The organism is Pseudomonas sp. BW16M2, assembly GCF_014268865.1.
Classification (GTDB): domain Bacteria; phylum Pseudomonadota; class Gammaproteobacteria; order Pseudomonadales; family Pseudomonadaceae; genus Aquipseudomonas; species Aquipseudomonas peradeniyensis.
Window position 1 is genome coordinate 189,478 of record NZ_JABWRI010000004.1, and the last position, 14,396, is coordinate 203,873.

At 66.3% G+C, this 14,396-nt stretch carries 17 protein-coding genes; 10 read left to right on the plus strand and 7 right to left on the minus strand.

Annotation, left to right across the window (positions count from 1 at the left end; translation table 11 throughout):
* Positions 1 to 76: 76 nt before the first annotated feature.
* Entirely contained in the window at positions 77 to 397 is a 321-nt protein-coding gene (locus HU735_RS06225) for a hypothetical protein (RefSeq protein ID WP_028691771.1), read from the minus strand.
* A gap of 88 nt (positions 398 to 485) precedes the next feature.
* Positions 486 to 1,076: a cysteine hydrolase family protein gene (locus HU735_RS06230; protein WP_050704637.1), complete on the minus strand. Its 591-nt coding sequence runs from the start codon at positions 1,074 to 1,076 to the stop codon at positions 486 to 488.
* Between the two features lie 179 nt (positions 1,077 to 1,255).
* Here HU735_RS06230 and prmB point away from each other — a divergent pair, with 179 nt between their 5' ends.
* Positions 1,256 to 2,164 (plus strand): 50S ribosomal protein L3 N(5)-glutamine methyltransferase, encoded by a 909-nt coding sequence (gene prmB, locus HU735_RS06235; RefSeq protein WP_028691769.1) that lies wholly within the window; start codon positions 1,256 to 1,258, stop codon positions 2,162 to 2,164.
* Between the two features lie 84 nt (positions 2,165 to 2,248).
* Here prmB and HU735_RS06240 read toward each other — a convergent pair whose 3' ends face one another.
* Both HU735_RS06240 and HU735_RS06245 read right to left on the minus strand, forming a co-directional pair.
* The gene (locus HU735_RS06240) at positions 2,249 to 3,031 is read right to left on the minus strand and encodes a hypothetical protein (protein WP_186712823.1); all 783 of its coding nucleotides are present in this window, start codon (positions 3,029 to 3,031) and stop codon (positions 2,249 to 2,251) included.
* Positions 3,032 to 3,182: 151 nt separating this feature from the next.
* Positions 3,183 to 4,142 (minus strand): alpha/beta fold hydrolase, encoded by a 960-nt coding sequence (locus tag HU735_RS06245; protein WP_186712824.1) that lies wholly within the window; start codon positions 4,140 to 4,142, stop codon positions 3,183 to 3,185.
* Positions 4,143 to 4,335: 193 nt separating this feature from the next.
* On the opposite strand from HU735_RS06245, the gene aroC reads away from it, so the two are divergent.
* Genes aroC through HU735_RS06260 form a run of 3 tightly spaced genes read left to right on the plus strand, consistent with a single transcriptional unit; the run spans position 4,336 to position 7,162 of the window.
* Positions 4,336 to 5,427, plus strand: a complete 1,092-nt coding sequence (gene aroC / locus HU735_RS06250; protein ID WP_186712825.1) for a chorismate synthase — start codon at positions 4,336 to 4,338, stop codon at positions 5,425 to 5,427.
* Positions 5,428 to 5,471: 44 nt separating this feature from the next.
* Positions 5,472 to 6,626, plus strand: coding sequence for an MFS transporter (locus HU735_RS06255; RefSeq protein WP_186712826.1), 1,155 nt, complete (start codon positions 5,472 to 5,474; stop codon positions 6,624 to 6,626).
* Positions 6,626 to 7,162, plus strand: a complete 537-nt coding sequence (locus HU735_RS06260; protein WP_186712827.1) for an oxidase — start codon at positions 6,626 to 6,628, stop codon at positions 7,160 to 7,162. Before HU735_RS06255 ends, HU735_RS06260 begins: the two co-directional genes overlap by 1 nt.
* A gap of 80 nt (positions 7,163 to 7,242) precedes the next feature.
* On the opposite strand, the gene HU735_RS06265 is transcribed toward HU735_RS06260, so the two are convergent.
* Entirely contained in the window at positions 7,243 to 7,515 is a 273-nt protein-coding gene (locus tag HU735_RS06265) for a DUF3509 domain-containing protein (protein WP_028691763.1), read from the minus strand.
* Positions 7,516 to 7,783: 268 nt separating this feature from the next.
* Between HU735_RS06265 and HU735_RS06270 the strand changes: the two genes are divergently transcribed.
* A complete protein-coding gene (locus tag HU735_RS06270; protein ID WP_186712828.1) occupies positions 7,784 to 8,305 on the plus strand; it encodes an ankyrin repeat domain-containing protein in 522 nt (173 codons plus the stop codon).
* A gap of 60 nt (positions 8,306 to 8,365) precedes the next feature.
* Positions 8,366 to 8,896 (plus strand): hypothetical protein, encoded by a 531-nt coding sequence (locus HU735_RS06275; RefSeq protein WP_186712829.1) that lies wholly within the window; start codon positions 8,366 to 8,368, stop codon positions 8,894 to 8,896.
* Positions 8,897 to 9,045: 149 nt separating this feature from the next.
* Here HU735_RS06275 and HU735_RS06280 read toward each other — a convergent pair whose 3' ends face one another.
* The gene (locus HU735_RS06280) at positions 9,046 to 9,984 is read right to left on the minus strand and encodes a ZIP family metal transporter (protein ID WP_186712830.1); all 939 of its coding nucleotides are present in this window, start codon (positions 9,982 to 9,984) and stop codon (positions 9,046 to 9,048) included.
* Positions 9,985 to 10,110: 126 nt separating this feature from the next.
* On the opposite strand from HU735_RS06280, the gene HU735_RS06285 reads away from it, so the two are divergent.
* From HU735_RS06285 to HU735_RS06300, 4 genes are all read left to right on the plus strand, one after another.
* Entirely contained in the window at positions 10,111 to 10,302 is a 192-nt protein-coding gene (locus HU735_RS06285; protein ID WP_023629733.1) for a PLDc N-terminal domain-containing protein, read from the plus strand.
* A 186-nt stretch (positions 10,303 to 10,488) separates the two neighbouring features.
* Positions 10,489 to 12,564, plus strand: a complete 2,076-nt coding sequence (locus HU735_RS06290; protein WP_186712831.1) for an LTA synthase family protein — start codon at positions 10,489 to 10,491, stop codon at positions 12,562 to 12,564.
* A 144-nt stretch (positions 12,565 to 12,708) separates the two neighbouring features.
* Entirely contained in the window at positions 12,709 to 12,945 is a 237-nt protein-coding gene (locus HU735_RS06295; protein ID WP_028691758.1) for a hypothetical protein, read from the plus strand.
* A gap of 185 nt (positions 12,946 to 13,130) precedes the next feature.
* Entirely contained in the window at positions 13,131 to 13,463 is a 333-nt protein-coding gene (locus tag HU735_RS06300) for a ribonuclease E inhibitor RraB (RefSeq protein WP_186712832.1), read from the plus strand.
* 13 nt (positions 13,464 to 13,476) lie between these two features.
* Here the strand turns inward: HU735_RS06300 and HU735_RS06305 are convergent, their stop codons facing one another.
* Positions 13,477 to 14,280 carry a cytochrome c gene (locus HU735_RS06305; RefSeq protein ID WP_186712833.1) on the minus strand — a complete coding sequence of 268 codons (804 nt, stop codon included), beginning with the start codon at positions 14,278 to 14,280 and terminating at the stop codon, positions 13,477 to 13,479.
* Positions 14,281 to 14,396: the final 116 nt, after the last annotated feature.

Genomic DNA, 14,396 nt, shown 5'->3' on the forward strand with positions numbered 1-14,396 from the left:
GACGCGGAGAACCTGGGGCTGCTGCGCAGCCCTTTCGCGGCGCAAGGCCGCTCCTACACGGGGATGTGTAAATCTGTCAGTCGTGCTTCTTCATCAGGTGCGGCGACAGGTTCAGTTCGCGGCCACGGCGCAGGCGGATGCGGCTGCGTCGCCAGACGCGCACGCCGATCCACAGCAGCAACAACCCGACCACGACGAGAATCGCCGACAGCGGGCGGTTGGCATTGAGCTCGGCCAGCGCGGCGTAATTGCCCAGCAGGCCAGCGAAACCGGCCATGGCGAGCAATATGCCGAGGGTGGCCAGCAGCACGGAAAGGGCGGCGGCAACCCGCGCGCCCCAGTTGCTCGGCTCGCGCTGGCGCAGGCGCTTGGCATCGAAACTGCCTTTGAGCTTCATTCGAATTCCTCAGGATCTGGTGGAGCTGATCCGGATTTCGACCTGCGGGTCACCTTGGGGTTCCGCCCGTCCGCCGGGCGGTCGTGGCTCAGACCAGGCTGGCGGTGGGGGCGACGCAGGCGAAGTTGTCGGCCATCACGGCCATTTCGCACTGGTGGATCTGCGCGGCGGGGATCACGGTGTCCTTCAGGGCCAGGTCACGGGTCGCCGAGGCGTCTTCCACCAGGGTGCAGCGATAACCATAGTCCTTGGCGCGGCGCACGGTGGTGCTGACGCTGGAGTGGCTCATGAAACCGCAGACGATCAGGTCCAGCGGGCCGAAGGCCTGCAGCGTCTCGTGCAGCTTGGTGTTCTTGAAGGCGTTGGGCATGCGCTTGTCGATGATGGTCTCACCGGCCAGTGGCTCCAGGCCCGGGATGAACTCGCCCGCCGGGCCCTGGGGGTCGAAGCGACCGCCGACGGTGCCGAGGTGGCGCACGTGGATGATCGGGCGGCCGGCCTTGCGGGCGGCATCGAGCAACCTGGCAATGTTCGCCACGGCCTCGTCCATGCCCGACAGCGCCAGCGGACCGCTCAGGTACTCCTTCTGCGCGTCGATGACGATCAGGCTGGCTTGGCCCAGCTTGGCCGGCGGGTAGTCGCGGCCAGTGAGGCGGAACATCGTGGTTGGAACGGACATCAAGGGCTCCTTGGGTAGGGCTTTTGTATACCTATTCTCCCTTGCCTTGACGTCAATGTGAATGGTTGACAGCGCAGACAGCGTGGTTGCTGGCTTGTGGCTATCGGTTTGGCTATCGGAGGAAACAAATGTGCGGTGTGGGCTGTTAGACTTTTGTCCTGTCTGAAAAGGAGTACCCCGTGATCACATCCCGCCTGCGCACCCTGCGCGACCATATCCGCTGGGCGGTCAGCCGCTTCCATGAACACGAGCTGTTCTTCGGCCACGGTGCCGACAACGCCTGGGACGAAGCCCGCCTGCTGGTGCTCGGCGCGGTGCACCTGCCCTGGGAGGTGGCCGACAGCTACCTGGACTGCGCGCTGGAGGATGACGAAACGGTACGCCTGCAGCACCTGCTCAAGCGCCGCATCGAAGAGCGCGTGCCTACCGCCTACCTGCTGGGCGAGGCCTGGTTCTGCGGCATGTCGTTCATCGTCGACGAGCGGGTGCTGGTGCCGCGCTCGCCCATTGGCGAGCTGATCGAGAAACGCTTCGAGCCGTGGCTGGCCGCGGAGCCTGCGCGCATCCTCGACCTGTGCACCGGCTCCGGCTGCATCGGCATCGTCGCCGCCGAGGTGTTCCAGGACGCCGAGGTGGTGCTGGCCGACCTGTCCTTCGACGCGCTGGAGGTGGCCAACCAGAACATCGAGCGCCATGGCCTCGATGAGCGGGTGTACACCGTGCAGGGCGATGGTTTCGCTGGCCTGCCGGGGCAGCGCTTCGACCTGATCCTGTCCAACCCGCCGTACGTCGATGCCGAGGACTTCGGCGACATGCCGGCCGAGTACCACCACGAGCCCGAGCTGGGCCTGGCCTGCGGCAACGATGGCCTGGACCTGGTGCGGCGCATGCTGGCCGAGGCGGCCGACCACTTGACCGACAAGGGCCTGATGATCGTCGAGGTGGGCAACAGCCAGGTGCACGTCGAGTCGCTCTATCCCGAGGTGGACTTCGCCTGGCTGGAGTTCGAGCGCGGTGGTCACGGGGTGTTCATGCTGACGGCCGAGCAGTGCCGGCAGCATCAGGAGCTGTTCAAGGCGCGGGTCTGACGGCGCCCCCTGTCGCGGGGCAAGCCCGCTCCCACGGGTTGACGGCAACCTTCGTGGGAGCGGGCTTGCCCCGCGATGGTGATATCAGCGAGTGGCGATCCAGATCAGCAACCCGGCCTGGAACACCGCGAACGCCACCAGGCAGGTGATGGTGAAGCGCAGGCCGCTGTCCTCGCGGCGGTACTTGGCTACCCGCTCGTCACGCTCGCGCAGCTGGGCTTCCTTCTCCATCAGGTTCTGCTCGGCCTGCTGCAGCATGCCGGCGGCCTCGAGGTTGTCCACGCGCTGCACCTTCTCGGTGTTCCAGCCGCCCTTGAGCTGGCCCACCGGGGTTTCCACCACGCGGCCCTTGAGCAACTGGCCGTCGGTGTACTCCACCGCCAGGCCGACGCTGCTCAGCACATGGTCGCGGCGCAGGCGGGTGTCTTCGTTCAGGGCGTCTTTGTTCGGCAGGCTCATGCCCTCGACCCGGTAGTGCGAGCAACGCTGCTGCAGCCACTGCACCGCCTGCGCCAGCAGGTAGCGGCCAAGGCCACGGTTCAGCGGCTCCAGCTGCAGGCCGGCCGCGTCGCCGATACGTACCGTGCGCGCTTCGTGGTCGACGCGGATATCCAGCTGGTTCTGTTCCTTGCGCACTTTCTGCCCCGGCAGGCGGATTTCCATGCGCAGCAGGCTGTGGGCCTTGTCGTGGCGCTCGGCGTAGCCGAACTGGACGAAACGCAGCGGGCGGGCGCCACTGTTGCGGTCGGTCGGCAGCGGCGCCAGGCGCAGCAACTGGAAGTGCTCGGCGGCAAGGTCCGCCCAGGGCAGCGGGGCGCTTTCCGGGGCTTGTTCTTCGGTCGCCTCGGCGGCGGGGGCATCGGTCATCAGGGAATCCTCAGGTGCACGGCGGCCGGGTGCCGGTACCTGCAAGGACATCGCAGATGTGGGCTTGCCCGCGATCAGGGCGCGCATGCCCCCGGATCACTGCCTTCTTAGCCGCGTTATCGGCAGGCCGGGCCAATACCTGAGGGCGCTTTCAGGCCTGCGGCAGCCCGTGGATGAACAGGACGATGCGCTCCCCCAGCTCACGGGCCAGCGGCAGTTCGGGATTGCGGTAGCTGTCACGCTGCTGGCCCATCTCCCGGGGGCTGATGCGCAGCATGTGGTTCATGCCGTCGATCAGCGCCAGCTGGGCGTCGGGCTTGGCGGCCTTGAGGCGCTCGGCGTCGGCCACCTCCACCTGGATGTCGTTGCGCCCCTGGACGATCAGCGCGGGCACCGTGAGCCGGGCGAATGCGGCCGCCGGGTCCTGGTGCAGCAGGGTGATCAGGTACGGCTGCACACTAGGGCGAAATACCTGGCGCAGCGGGGCGGGCACGTCGAGGCTGGTCTGCCCGGCCTGCAAGCGGTCGATCAGCGCCACGCCACCGGCCAGTTGCGCCGGGGGCAGGCGCTGGGCCAGTTGTTCGCGCAGCACGTCGGCCACCGGTCGGCCGCTACCGGCCAGGGTGATCACCGCGCTGGCGCCGGCCTGCTCGGCGGCCAGGCTGGCGATCAGCGCGCCTTCGCTGTGGCCGACCAGGATCAGCGGGCCGAAGCGCGGGTCCTGGCGTAACGCGCGCCCCCAGGCCACCACATCGGCGACATAGCGCTCGACGCTGAGGTCGCGTTCGTCGGGGGTGGCCGGCTGGCTGGCGGCCACGCCGCGCTTGTCGAAGCGCACGCTGGCGATGTGCTCGCCGGCCAGCAGCAGGGCCAGGCGCTTGAGATTGTCGATGCGTCCGGAGGCGGGGTTGTTGCCATCGCGGTCGGTAGGGCCGGAGCCGGCGATGATCAGCACCACCGGCGGCGGGGTGGCTTGTTGCGGCAACAGCAGGCTGCCATGCAGCACGCCCTGGCCGGTATCCAGGTCGATGGGGCGTTGCAGCACGGTGGGGGCGGCCTGGGCGAGGCTGGCGCAGAACAGCAGGAGCAGGGCGGCGAGGCGCGACTTCATGGAGGGGGTACTACATGGGAAGTTGTGCATTCGACATTACGTCACCGCGAAGGTTCGCCGACCTCATGGCCCCGGCAAAACCGTTTCGTGGGAGCGGGCTTGCCCCGCGATAAGGCCCGCACGGCCCCCAAATCCCCGTTGTTTTCCGTATACTGCCGCTTTCGACCACTTCAGGCAGATTCGCGGAGCGTCCATGTCCGGCAATACCTACGGCAAGCTGTTCACTGTCACCACCGCTGGCGAGAGCCATGGCCCGGCGTTGGTCGCCATTGTCGACGGCTGCCCGCCAGGCCTGGAAATCTCCCTCGCCGACCTGCAGCACGACCTCGACCGGCGCAAGCCCGGCACCAGCCGGCACACCACCCAGCGCCAGGAACCGGACGAAGTGGAGATCCTCTCCGGCGTGTTCGAAGGGCGCACCACCGGTTGCTCGATCGGCCTCTTGATCCGCAATACCGACCAGAAGTCCAAGGACTACTCGGCGATCAAGGACCTGTTCCGCCCGGCCCACGCCGACTACACCTACCACCACAAGTACGGCATCCGCGACTACCGCGGCGGTGGCCGCAGCTCGGCGCGCGAGACCGCCATGCGCGTGGCGGCCGGCGCCATCGCCAAGAAGTACCTGGCCACCCAGGGTATTCGCGTGCGCGGCTACATGAGCCAGCTCGGCCCGATCGAGATCCCGTTCAAGACCTGGGACTCGGTCGAGCAGAACGCCTTCTTCAGCCCCGACCCGGACAAGGTGCCGGAGCTCGAGGCTTACATGGACCAGCTGCGCCGCGACCAGGACTCGGTGGGGGCGAAGATCACCGTGGTCGCCGAAGGCGTGATGCCGGGCCTGGGCGAGCCGATCTTCGATCGCCTCGACGCGGAGCTTGCCCATGCGCTGATGAGCATCAACGCGGTCAAGGGCGTGGAAATCGGCGCCGGCTTTGCCAGCGTTGCCCAGCGTGGCACCGAGCACCGTGACGAACTGACCCCCGAGGGCTTCCTCAGCAACAATGCCGGCGGCATCCTCGGCGGTATCTCCTCGGGCCAGCCGATCGTCGCCCACCTGGCGCTCAAGCCGACCTCGAGCATCACCACCCCGGGCCGCTCGATCGACGTCGACGGCAACCCGGTCGAGGTGATCACCAAGGGCCGTCACGACCCGTGTGTCGGCATCCGCGCCACGCCGATCGCCGAGGCGATGATGGCCATCGCCTTGATGGATCACCTGCTGCGTCACCGGGCGCAGAATGCCGACGTGAGGGTCAACACCCCGGTGCTGGGCCAGCTCTGACAGTCCCGGCCCTATCGCGGGGCAAGCTTCTGAACGGACTTCCTATGCCCCCGGTCCCCTACTGGCGCCTCTCCAGCTTCTACCTCTTCTACTTCGCCCTGCTCGGCTCCACCGCGCCGTTCCTGGCCCTGTACTTCGACCACCTGGGTTTTTCCCCAGCACGCATCGGCGAGCTGGTGGCCATCCCCATGCTGATGCGCTGCGTCGCTCCCAACCTGTGGGGCTGGCTGGGTGACCGCAGCGGCCAGCGCCTGCTGATCGTGCGCCTGGGCGCGCTGTCGACCCTGGCGACCTTTTCGCTGATCTTCTTCGGCAAGAGCTATGCCTGGCTGGCGATGGTCATGGCCCTGCACGCGTTCTTCTGGCATGCGGTGCTGCCGCAGTTCGAGGTGATCACCCTGGCCCACCTGCACGGGCAGACCGCGCGCTACAGCCAGGTGCGGCTGTGGGGCTCGATCGGCTTCATCCTCGCCGTGGTCGGGCTTGGGCGCTTGTTCGAATGGCTGAGCCTGGATATCTACCCGGTGGCGCTGGTGGCGATCATGGTCGGGATCGTCGCCGCCAGCCTCTGGGTGCCCAACGCGCAACCCGTGGAACAGGCCGAACGGCGGGGGGCAGGGGGCTTCCTCGCGCAGGTGCGGGCGCCCGGCGTGCTGGCCTTCTACGTGTGCGTGGCCCTCATGCAGCTCAGCCACGGGCCGTACTACACCTTCCTCACCCTGCACCTGGAGCACCTGGGCTACAGCCGCGGCGCCATCGGCCTGCTGTGGGCGCTCGGGGTGGTGGCCGAGGTGCTGGTGTTCATGGGCATGAGCCGGATCTTCGGCCGTTTTTCCGTGCGCAAGGTGCTGCTGGCGAGCTTCCTGCTGGCCGCCGTGCGCTGGCTGCTGCTGGGTAACCTGGCCGATATTCCTGCAGTGCTGGTGTTCGCCCAGGTGTTGCACGCGGCCACGTTCGGCTGTTTCCACGCCGCGGCCATCGCCTTCGTCCAGGCCAGTTTCGGCGCCCGCCAGCAGGGCCAGGGCCAGGCGCTGTACGCGGCGCTCTCGGGCACCGGCGGCGCGCTGGGCGCCTTGTACTCGGGCTACAGCTGGAAACTGCTGGGCCCGCACTTCACCTTTGGTATGGCCAGCGTCGCGGCGCTCGCGGCAGCCGTTATCATTGTCTTCCGACTCAAAGACAGCAGGAACCACCCCTGATGAGCATCCTCAGCGTATTCGACCCGTCCAGCCCGGAACTGCCGCACAAGGTGCTGACCCACCACGACGACATCGCCGCGACCCTGGCCGAGCAGGGCGTGCGCTTCGGCCGCTGGCAGTCCGGCGCGCGCCTGCGCCCGGGCAGCAGCCAGGATGAGGTGGTCGCCGCGTGCCGTGGGCCGCTCGACCAGTTGATGACTGCCCATGGCAGCCGGGTGTTCGGCGTGCTCAGCCGCGATGGCGTCGACCCGAGCCAGGCTGACCTGCGCGACGAGCACATGCATGACGGCGAGGAAGTGCTTGCGCTGATCAGCGGGCGCGGCCAGGTCAGCCTGCGCCTGGGGGATGCGGTGTACGCCGTGCTGTGCGAGAAGGACGATGTGCTGGTGGTGCCGGCCGGCATGCGCCGCTGGCTGGACCTGGGCGACACGCCGTTCTGCCTGGCCCTGCGTCTGTTCGCCAGTGACTCGGCGGTGCAGCCGCGGTTCACCGGCGATGCCACGGCCCGGCAATTTTCCGGGCTCGACGAATACTAAGGGAATTGGCTCGCGGGGCCGCCTCTGCTCACACCGTCCGTGGGTGAGCACAGGCGTGCCCCGCGAAGAGGGTTGCGCAATCAGCGGTAGGTCGGCAGGGCGAAGCGTTGCTGGCTCTGCAGCATCGAAATCACCGGCAGCTCGCTCGGTTGCCCGGCCAGGTCGCGGCGGATGGCGCTGATTGCCCAGGACAGTTGCTCGGCGCTGTGCAGCTGCGCATAGGTCAGCACGCGGCGGGTCACCACGCCGTCGCTGGCGCGCAGGGTCAGCAGGACACCACCGTCCGGACGCGGTTGGGTGGTGACCTGGTAAGCGGCGAAGACCGAGGCAAATTTTTCCTGGATGAGGTCCATATCAACTCCTGACTGTTGTACTGGCAGACTTGAGTTGATGATTGCAGCGACCGTGCCAGCCTTTAATTTTCAAAAAATCCTTTAAAATCAATGGTTTAGATTTGATTTTATCAGGTCGTGCATTGCAATCTGCACGCCCGTGCATTTTGCACAGTGCATTTTGCACGGTCATAGCCTGGCTCTCTGCCGCCGATAGAATCTGAACCTTGGACCGCTCGCCGCTGCCTGATGGACACTTGGTCCATTGCCAGATGCCAGGAGGTTCCCGATGTCCGATCACCAGCCCGCCACCATGACCGCCGAAGAAACCGCGGCCTTCGCCGAGGAGGTCTTCGAGCGCGCCCGCCGCGGCGACGCGACCATGCTCGGTCGTCTGCTCGACGGTGGCCTGCCCGCCGACCTGCGCAACCACAAGGGCGACACCTTGCTGATGCTGGCCAGTTACCATGGCCACCACGACGCCGTGCGGGTGCTGCTGACCCATGGCGCCGATCCGCTGATCGCCAATGACAACGGTCAGTTGCCCATGGCCGGCGCCGCCTTCAAGGGCGACCTGGCGATGATCCGCCTGCTGCTCGAGCACGGCGTGCCGGTGGATGCCGCCGCCGCGGATGGCCGCACCGCGCTGATGTTGGCGGCGATGTTCAACCGCCTGGAGATCATCGACTACCTGCTGGCCCAGGGCGCCGATCCGGCACAGCGTGACGCGGCCGGCGCCACCGCGTTGGCGGCTGCGCGCACCATGGGCGCGGTGGACGCCGCCGCACGCCTGGAGGCGAAGGCCGGCTAACCCTTCGGGGGCGTTTGCGGCTATCCTTGGCGCCTTTCACGCCAACCCGCAGGGCTCCTCATGAAAGACCAGTTGCTCGAATTCATCCGCCTCATCGGCGCCGGCTGCATGCGCGATGAGGATATCGAGCGCATCGCCGCCGAGGCCGCCCAGGCCTACGCCGACCCCGCCGCCTTCCTCGCCGCCAACCCGGACATCAACTACGACGACAGCTTCCCGTTCCCGCTGGGCGAATGGGTGGTGGTCGGCAGCCTGCCCGACACCGTGCTGTTCCAGGCCGACAGCTACCAGGACCTGTTCCAGCGGATCAGCGACTCGTTCGACAAGAGCGTGCCGTTCACCCTCAAGCCCAAGCAGCTGGCGCGCACCGAGGCGCTGACCGCACTCAACCGCATCCAGGTGCAGATGGGCGCGCTGAACAAGGAGGCCGGGGGTTACGTGCTGTTGAACTTCAGCCAACTGCTCGATGACGAGTTGCAGATGGTGATGGTGGGGCAGAACGACCTGGCCCGTGTGCTGGAGTTGGGGGAGGCCGTCGGCATCAAGGTGGAGCCGGCGCTGGAGGCCTTGAAGGTGGCGGTGCACGTCTAAGCAACGATTCCCCTTGTAGGAGCGGCCTTGTGTCGCGAAAGGGCTGCGCAGCAGCCCCGGGATTTCAGCGTCAATACAATGATCGCGGGGCCGCTTTGCGGCCCTTTCGCGGCACAAGGCCGCTCCTACAGGGATTGCGTATTGGCCTTTCAGCCCAGCGCGGTATCGAGAAACATCATCACCGCGAACCCGCCCATCAGCCCCAGCGTCGCCGCGGTCTGGTGCCCATTGCGGTGGGTCTCCGGGATCACCTCGTGGGACACCACGAAGATCATCGCCCCCGCCGCCAGGCCCATGCTGATCGGATAGGCCAGGGCGAAACCGGTGGAAATGCCCAGGCCGATCACCGCGCCCAGCGGCTCCATCAGGCCCGAACCGATCGCCACCATCATCGCCTTGACGTTCGACAGCCCCGTGGCACGCAGGGCCAGGGCCACGGCCAGGCCTTCGGGAATGTCCTGGATGGCGATCGCGCTGGTCAGCGGCAGGCCGATGTTCATGTCGCCGTTGGCGAAGCTCACGCCGATGGCCATGCCCTCGGGCAGGTTGTGCAGGGTGATGGCCAGCACGAACAGCCATACCCGGTTGACCCGCTCGGCCTGCGGCCCGCAAGGGCCGGTGCTTTCATGCTCGTGCGGGGTGAAGCGGTCAAGGCCGAGCATCAGCAGCACCCCGAGGCCCATGCCCAGGACCACGGTGAAGGCCGCCGCCGGGCCGTTGCCAGTGATTTCGCGGGCGGCGTCCAGGCCCGGCAGGATCAGCGAGAACGAACTGGCGGCGAGCATCATGCCGGCGGCAAAGCCCAGCATCACATCCTGGGTGCGGGCGTTGACGTCGCGCAGGATCACCGCCAGCACCGCGCCCAGGGCGGTGGCGCCGAAGCCCGACAGCCCGCCGAGCAGGGCCAGGTGCAGGTTGTCGGCGTGGTCGCCGTTGACCGCGTTCCACAGGCTCGCCAGCAACAGCGCGGCGACGGCCAGCAGGCTCAGCGCCAGGCCGGCGCTGAGCCAGGGCGTTTCCTGGGCCTGTTGCCGCCAGGCGTTGAGCATTGAGTCGGGGGCGGCGCTTTGGGTGTGGGCGGGGGGCATTGGAACCTCGGGGCAGTGGATGACGGCAGTCTATCCACTGACCGGCTTGCCCGGCCAAGGATTCCCTTCTATCGGGGTCATAGCCAGCTATGCTCTTGAGCACATTTACCGTGCGGGAGCGGCACCATGGGGTCCACCTTCAACAGCCTGGTCGGCCTGATCATCCTGGCCCTGGATATCTGGGCCATTCTCAATGTGCTCAAGAGCGGCGCCGAGGTCGGTATCAAGGTGCTATGGATCCTGCTGATCCTGCTGCTGCCGGTGCTGGGGCTGATTATCTGGGCCATTGCAGGGCCGCGGGGCAATGTGCGGATCTGAAGCCTCTCATCCCAACTGTGTAACTTTGTAAGGGCAGGCTGCTCTCGACAAAATTTTCACACTCGATTTTTGAAAATCCGCGCCGCACAATGCGGCCTTGGTCTCACCTCGTGTTCGAGGGGCCGGCCACCAGGCTGTCGGCGATTTCGCCTTCCCGCAAACCGCAATCCTAGGACCTCTCCATTCATGGCTAACACGGACGCCTTGAAGCAACAGGGCGTGCGAGGCTCGTTCTCGCCGACCCTGAAATCCCACCTGGCCTACACATTGCTCAGTGGCCTGGTGATCATGCTGATGCTCAGCCTGGTGCGCCTGGCGCTGCTGGTCTACAACAGCGACATGATCGGTGACACGCCGAACTCGACCGTCGCCGAAGGCTTCCTCAACGGCCTGCGCTTCGACCTGCGGGTGGTGGTGTACATCAGCATCCCGTTGCTGTTGGCGTTGCTCAGCCCCTGGCTGATGGCCCGCCGTGGCTTCTTCCGCTTCTGGCTGACCATCGCCTCGAGCGTGGTGATGTTCCTCGGCCTGATGGAGATGGACTTCTACCGCGAGTTCCACCAGCGCCTGAACGGCCTGGTGTTCCAGTACATCAAGGAAGACCCCAAGACCGTCATGAGCATGCTCTGGTACGGCTTCCCGGTGGTCCGCTACCTGCTGGCCTGGCTGGTCGGCACCTGGCTGCTGAGCCTGCTGTTCAAGGGCATCGATCGCCTGACCCGTGGCGAGCAAAGCCTCCAGCCCGCCAGCAGCCGCAAGCTCGCGCCGTGGTACGGCCGCCTGGCAGTGTTCATGGTCGTGCTGCTGGTGGCCGTGGTCGCCGCCCGCGGCACCCTGCGCCAGGGCCCGCCGATGCGCTGGGGCGATGCCTTCACCACCGACTCGAACTTCGTCAACCAGCTGGGCCTGAACGGCACGCTGACCCTGATCGACGCCGCCAAGAGCCGCTTCGGCGAGGACCGCGCCAACATCTGGAAGCCGGTACTCGAGCAGCCGCTGGCCACCCAGACCGTGCGCGAGCAGCTGCTGACCGCCAACGACACCCTGGTCGATGCCGACGAGGCGGCGATCCGTCGCGACTTCGTGCCGCCCGTGGCGAACACGCTGGCGGTCAAGAACGTCGTGGTCATCCTCATGGAAAGCTTCGCCGGCCACTCGGTGGGCGCCCTGGGCAGCCCGAACAACATCACCCCGTACTTCGACAAGCTGGCCAAGGAGGGTCTGCTGTTCGACCGCTTTTTCTCCAACGGCACCCATACCCACCAGGGCATGTTCGCCACCATGGCCTGCTTCCCCAACCTGCCGGGCTTCGAGTACCTGATGCAGACCCCGGAAGGCGGCCACAAGCTGTCCGGCCTGCCGGCGCTGCTCAGTGCCCGCGACTATGACGATGTCTACGTCTATAACGGTGACTTCGCCTGGGACAACCAGTCCGGTTTCTTCGGCAACCAGGGCATGACCACCTTCATCGGTCGCAACGACTTCGTCGACCCGGTGTTCTCCGACCCGACCTGGGGCGTGTCCGACCAGGACATGTTCAATCGCGGTAACGAAGAGCTGGCCAAGCACGATGGCAAGAAGCCGATCTACGCGCTGCTGCAGACCCTCTCCAACCACACGCCGTACGCCTTGCCCAAGGACCTGCCGGTGGAGAAGGTCACCGGGCAAGGCCGCCTGGACGAGCACCTGACCGCCATGCGCTATTCCGACTGGGCGCTGGGCCAGTTCTTCGAGAAGGCCCGCAAGGAGCCGTACTTCAAGGACACCCTGTTCGTCATCGTCGGCGACCACGGCTTCGGCAACCACCAGCAGGTCACCGAGCTCGACCTGGGCCGCTTCAACGTGCCGCTGCTGCTGATCGCCCCGGGCATCCAGGAGAAGTTCGGCGCGGTCAACCACACCGTGGGCACCCAGGTCGACATCGTGCCGACCATCATGGGCCGCCTGGGGGGCCAGGCCCGTCACCAGTGCTGGGGCCGCGACCTGCTCAACCTGCCTGAGGGCGACCAGGGCGTGGGCATGATCAAGCCGTCGGGCAGCGAGCAGATCGTCGGCCTGGTGCAGGGCGACCGTATCCTCATCGAGTCCAAGGACATGACCCCGCGGATGTACCGCTACCAGCTGGGTCGCGAGTTCAAGGCCGAACTGATCGAAAGCCCGGATCAACCGGAAATGCTCAAGAAGCTCGAGGCCTATATCCAGACCGCGACCAAGAGCCTGCTGGACAACACCGCCGGTGTCGTCCACGGCACGCCGAAGTAAGGCCGCCGCCTGCCTCATGAAGCCCGCCCTGACCCGGCGGGCTTTTTTCATGCGGTTTCATGTGCGTGGCTGAACATTCATCCCTGCGCCATGGTCAAGTGAGTAGGCCGTTCCATTCACCGTTGCGTCAGCGAGGGTTGATCGATGAAAGCATGGGAAGTCAGCTTTGCCGACCAGAAGGGCGAGCCGCAGACGCTGCTGCTCAATGCCGAGCAATGCCCCAGCGAGGAGGATGCCGCCCGCGCGATCCGTTCGCGGCTGTTTCCGCTCATGGACGAACTGGACCTCAACGACTTCCAGGACCGCAGCTTTTCCCCCACGGCACGTTGGCTCAAGGAACAGAGCGGCGTGACCATCACCACCATTCGCGAAGCGCCCTGAACCGGGTGTCTCTGGCGTAGCGCCAACCCAGGCGCTACGCTCAAGTCAGGCGCCGGCCTTCTCTGCGGGCCGCCGCCGTTTTCATCGCGTCTTGCAATCCGCTCGTATTGTCAGGCATTCCTTGTGTGCCAGGCAGGTGCGTTGTGCACGGAAAGTCTATCCATTGCTTTGCAGGAGGACGTTTCATGAGCAGCCAGAACGACGACATCAGCAGCAGTGTCCTGCGCCAGATGAAAGCTGGCGGTTTTGATTTCACCCGCATCCATCCCATCGAGTTCTACGCCGTGTTTCCCAGCGAGGCTGGAGCGCGCCGGGCGGCGGGGCAGTTTCGTGGCGAATCGCTCAACGCCCAGGTGAGCGAGCGCGACGACGGCGCCTGGCACCTGGAGTTGAGCAAGGTGATGTATGCCACCCATGGCGGTATCGGCGCCTTCGAACAGGCCTTTGAACAGGTCGTCTCGCCCTACGGCGGCGAAGTCGAGGGCTGGGGCGTCAAGCAGGAAAGGCCGATCGCCTAGGCCCGCAAGGGCATTAGTGCGCTTTACGCCCCGCCATATGCTTCAGGTACGCCAGCACGGCATCGAGCGCCGGCTCATCCAGCACCTGGGTGGAAAATCCGGGCATCTTCGCCTGCGGCCAGTGCCGCAGGCTCTGCGGGTCGCGAATGTACTGGCGCAGGAATGCCGGCTGGAAATACTCGGTGGGGTTATACGGCAGGTTCAGGTCCGGGCCCAGGTGCGCGTCGCCTGCGCCATTGAGGCGATGACAGGCCAGGCAGTTCTGCTGGAACAGGGCAAAACCCTGGCGCACCGGGTCGTCCTCGGCCAAGGCCGAATCGGGCAGCAGGGCGGGGAAGCGCGTTTCGACCGGGGGCAGGCGGCGGATGCTGGCGATCTGATACGGCCATTGTTCCGGGCGAATACCACTGGCCTGCGGTTGGGTCCATACCAGGTAGAACGGCCCGGCGCCTGGCTTGCCTTTGCTCAGCGCGGGCCAAGGGTGGCTGGGGTCTTCGATGGCCAGCCAGGCCTGCGCGGGGCCCGCCTGCAACAGCGGCCCGGCGGGCATCTCGGCGGCGAAGCCATCGAGGGCCACGGCCTGCAGGTGATCGCTCGGGTTCACGCCCTGCAGCAGCACCGCCAGGGGCACGGCGCGGTAATGCAGGGTGCGCTTGTAGGCCACGTCCTGTTCGATGGTGATGTTTCGCGCCTGCGGGTGGGAAAGTAGCTGTTCACTGCTCCAGTGCCGGCTATCGCCACCCAGTTCGAGGTTCAGCTGCGCCGCCGACAATGTCGGGGCGAGCAGCAGGCAGAGCAGGGCAAGACACAGGCGCATGGGCGATCTCCAACCATCAAGGTCGGCAGAGTACCCACGCGTGCTTGGAAAAGGCCACCGCCGCGTTCAGCCGAACAGCCGGGTGAGGTTCGGCAGGATCAGCAGCAGCGTCGTGG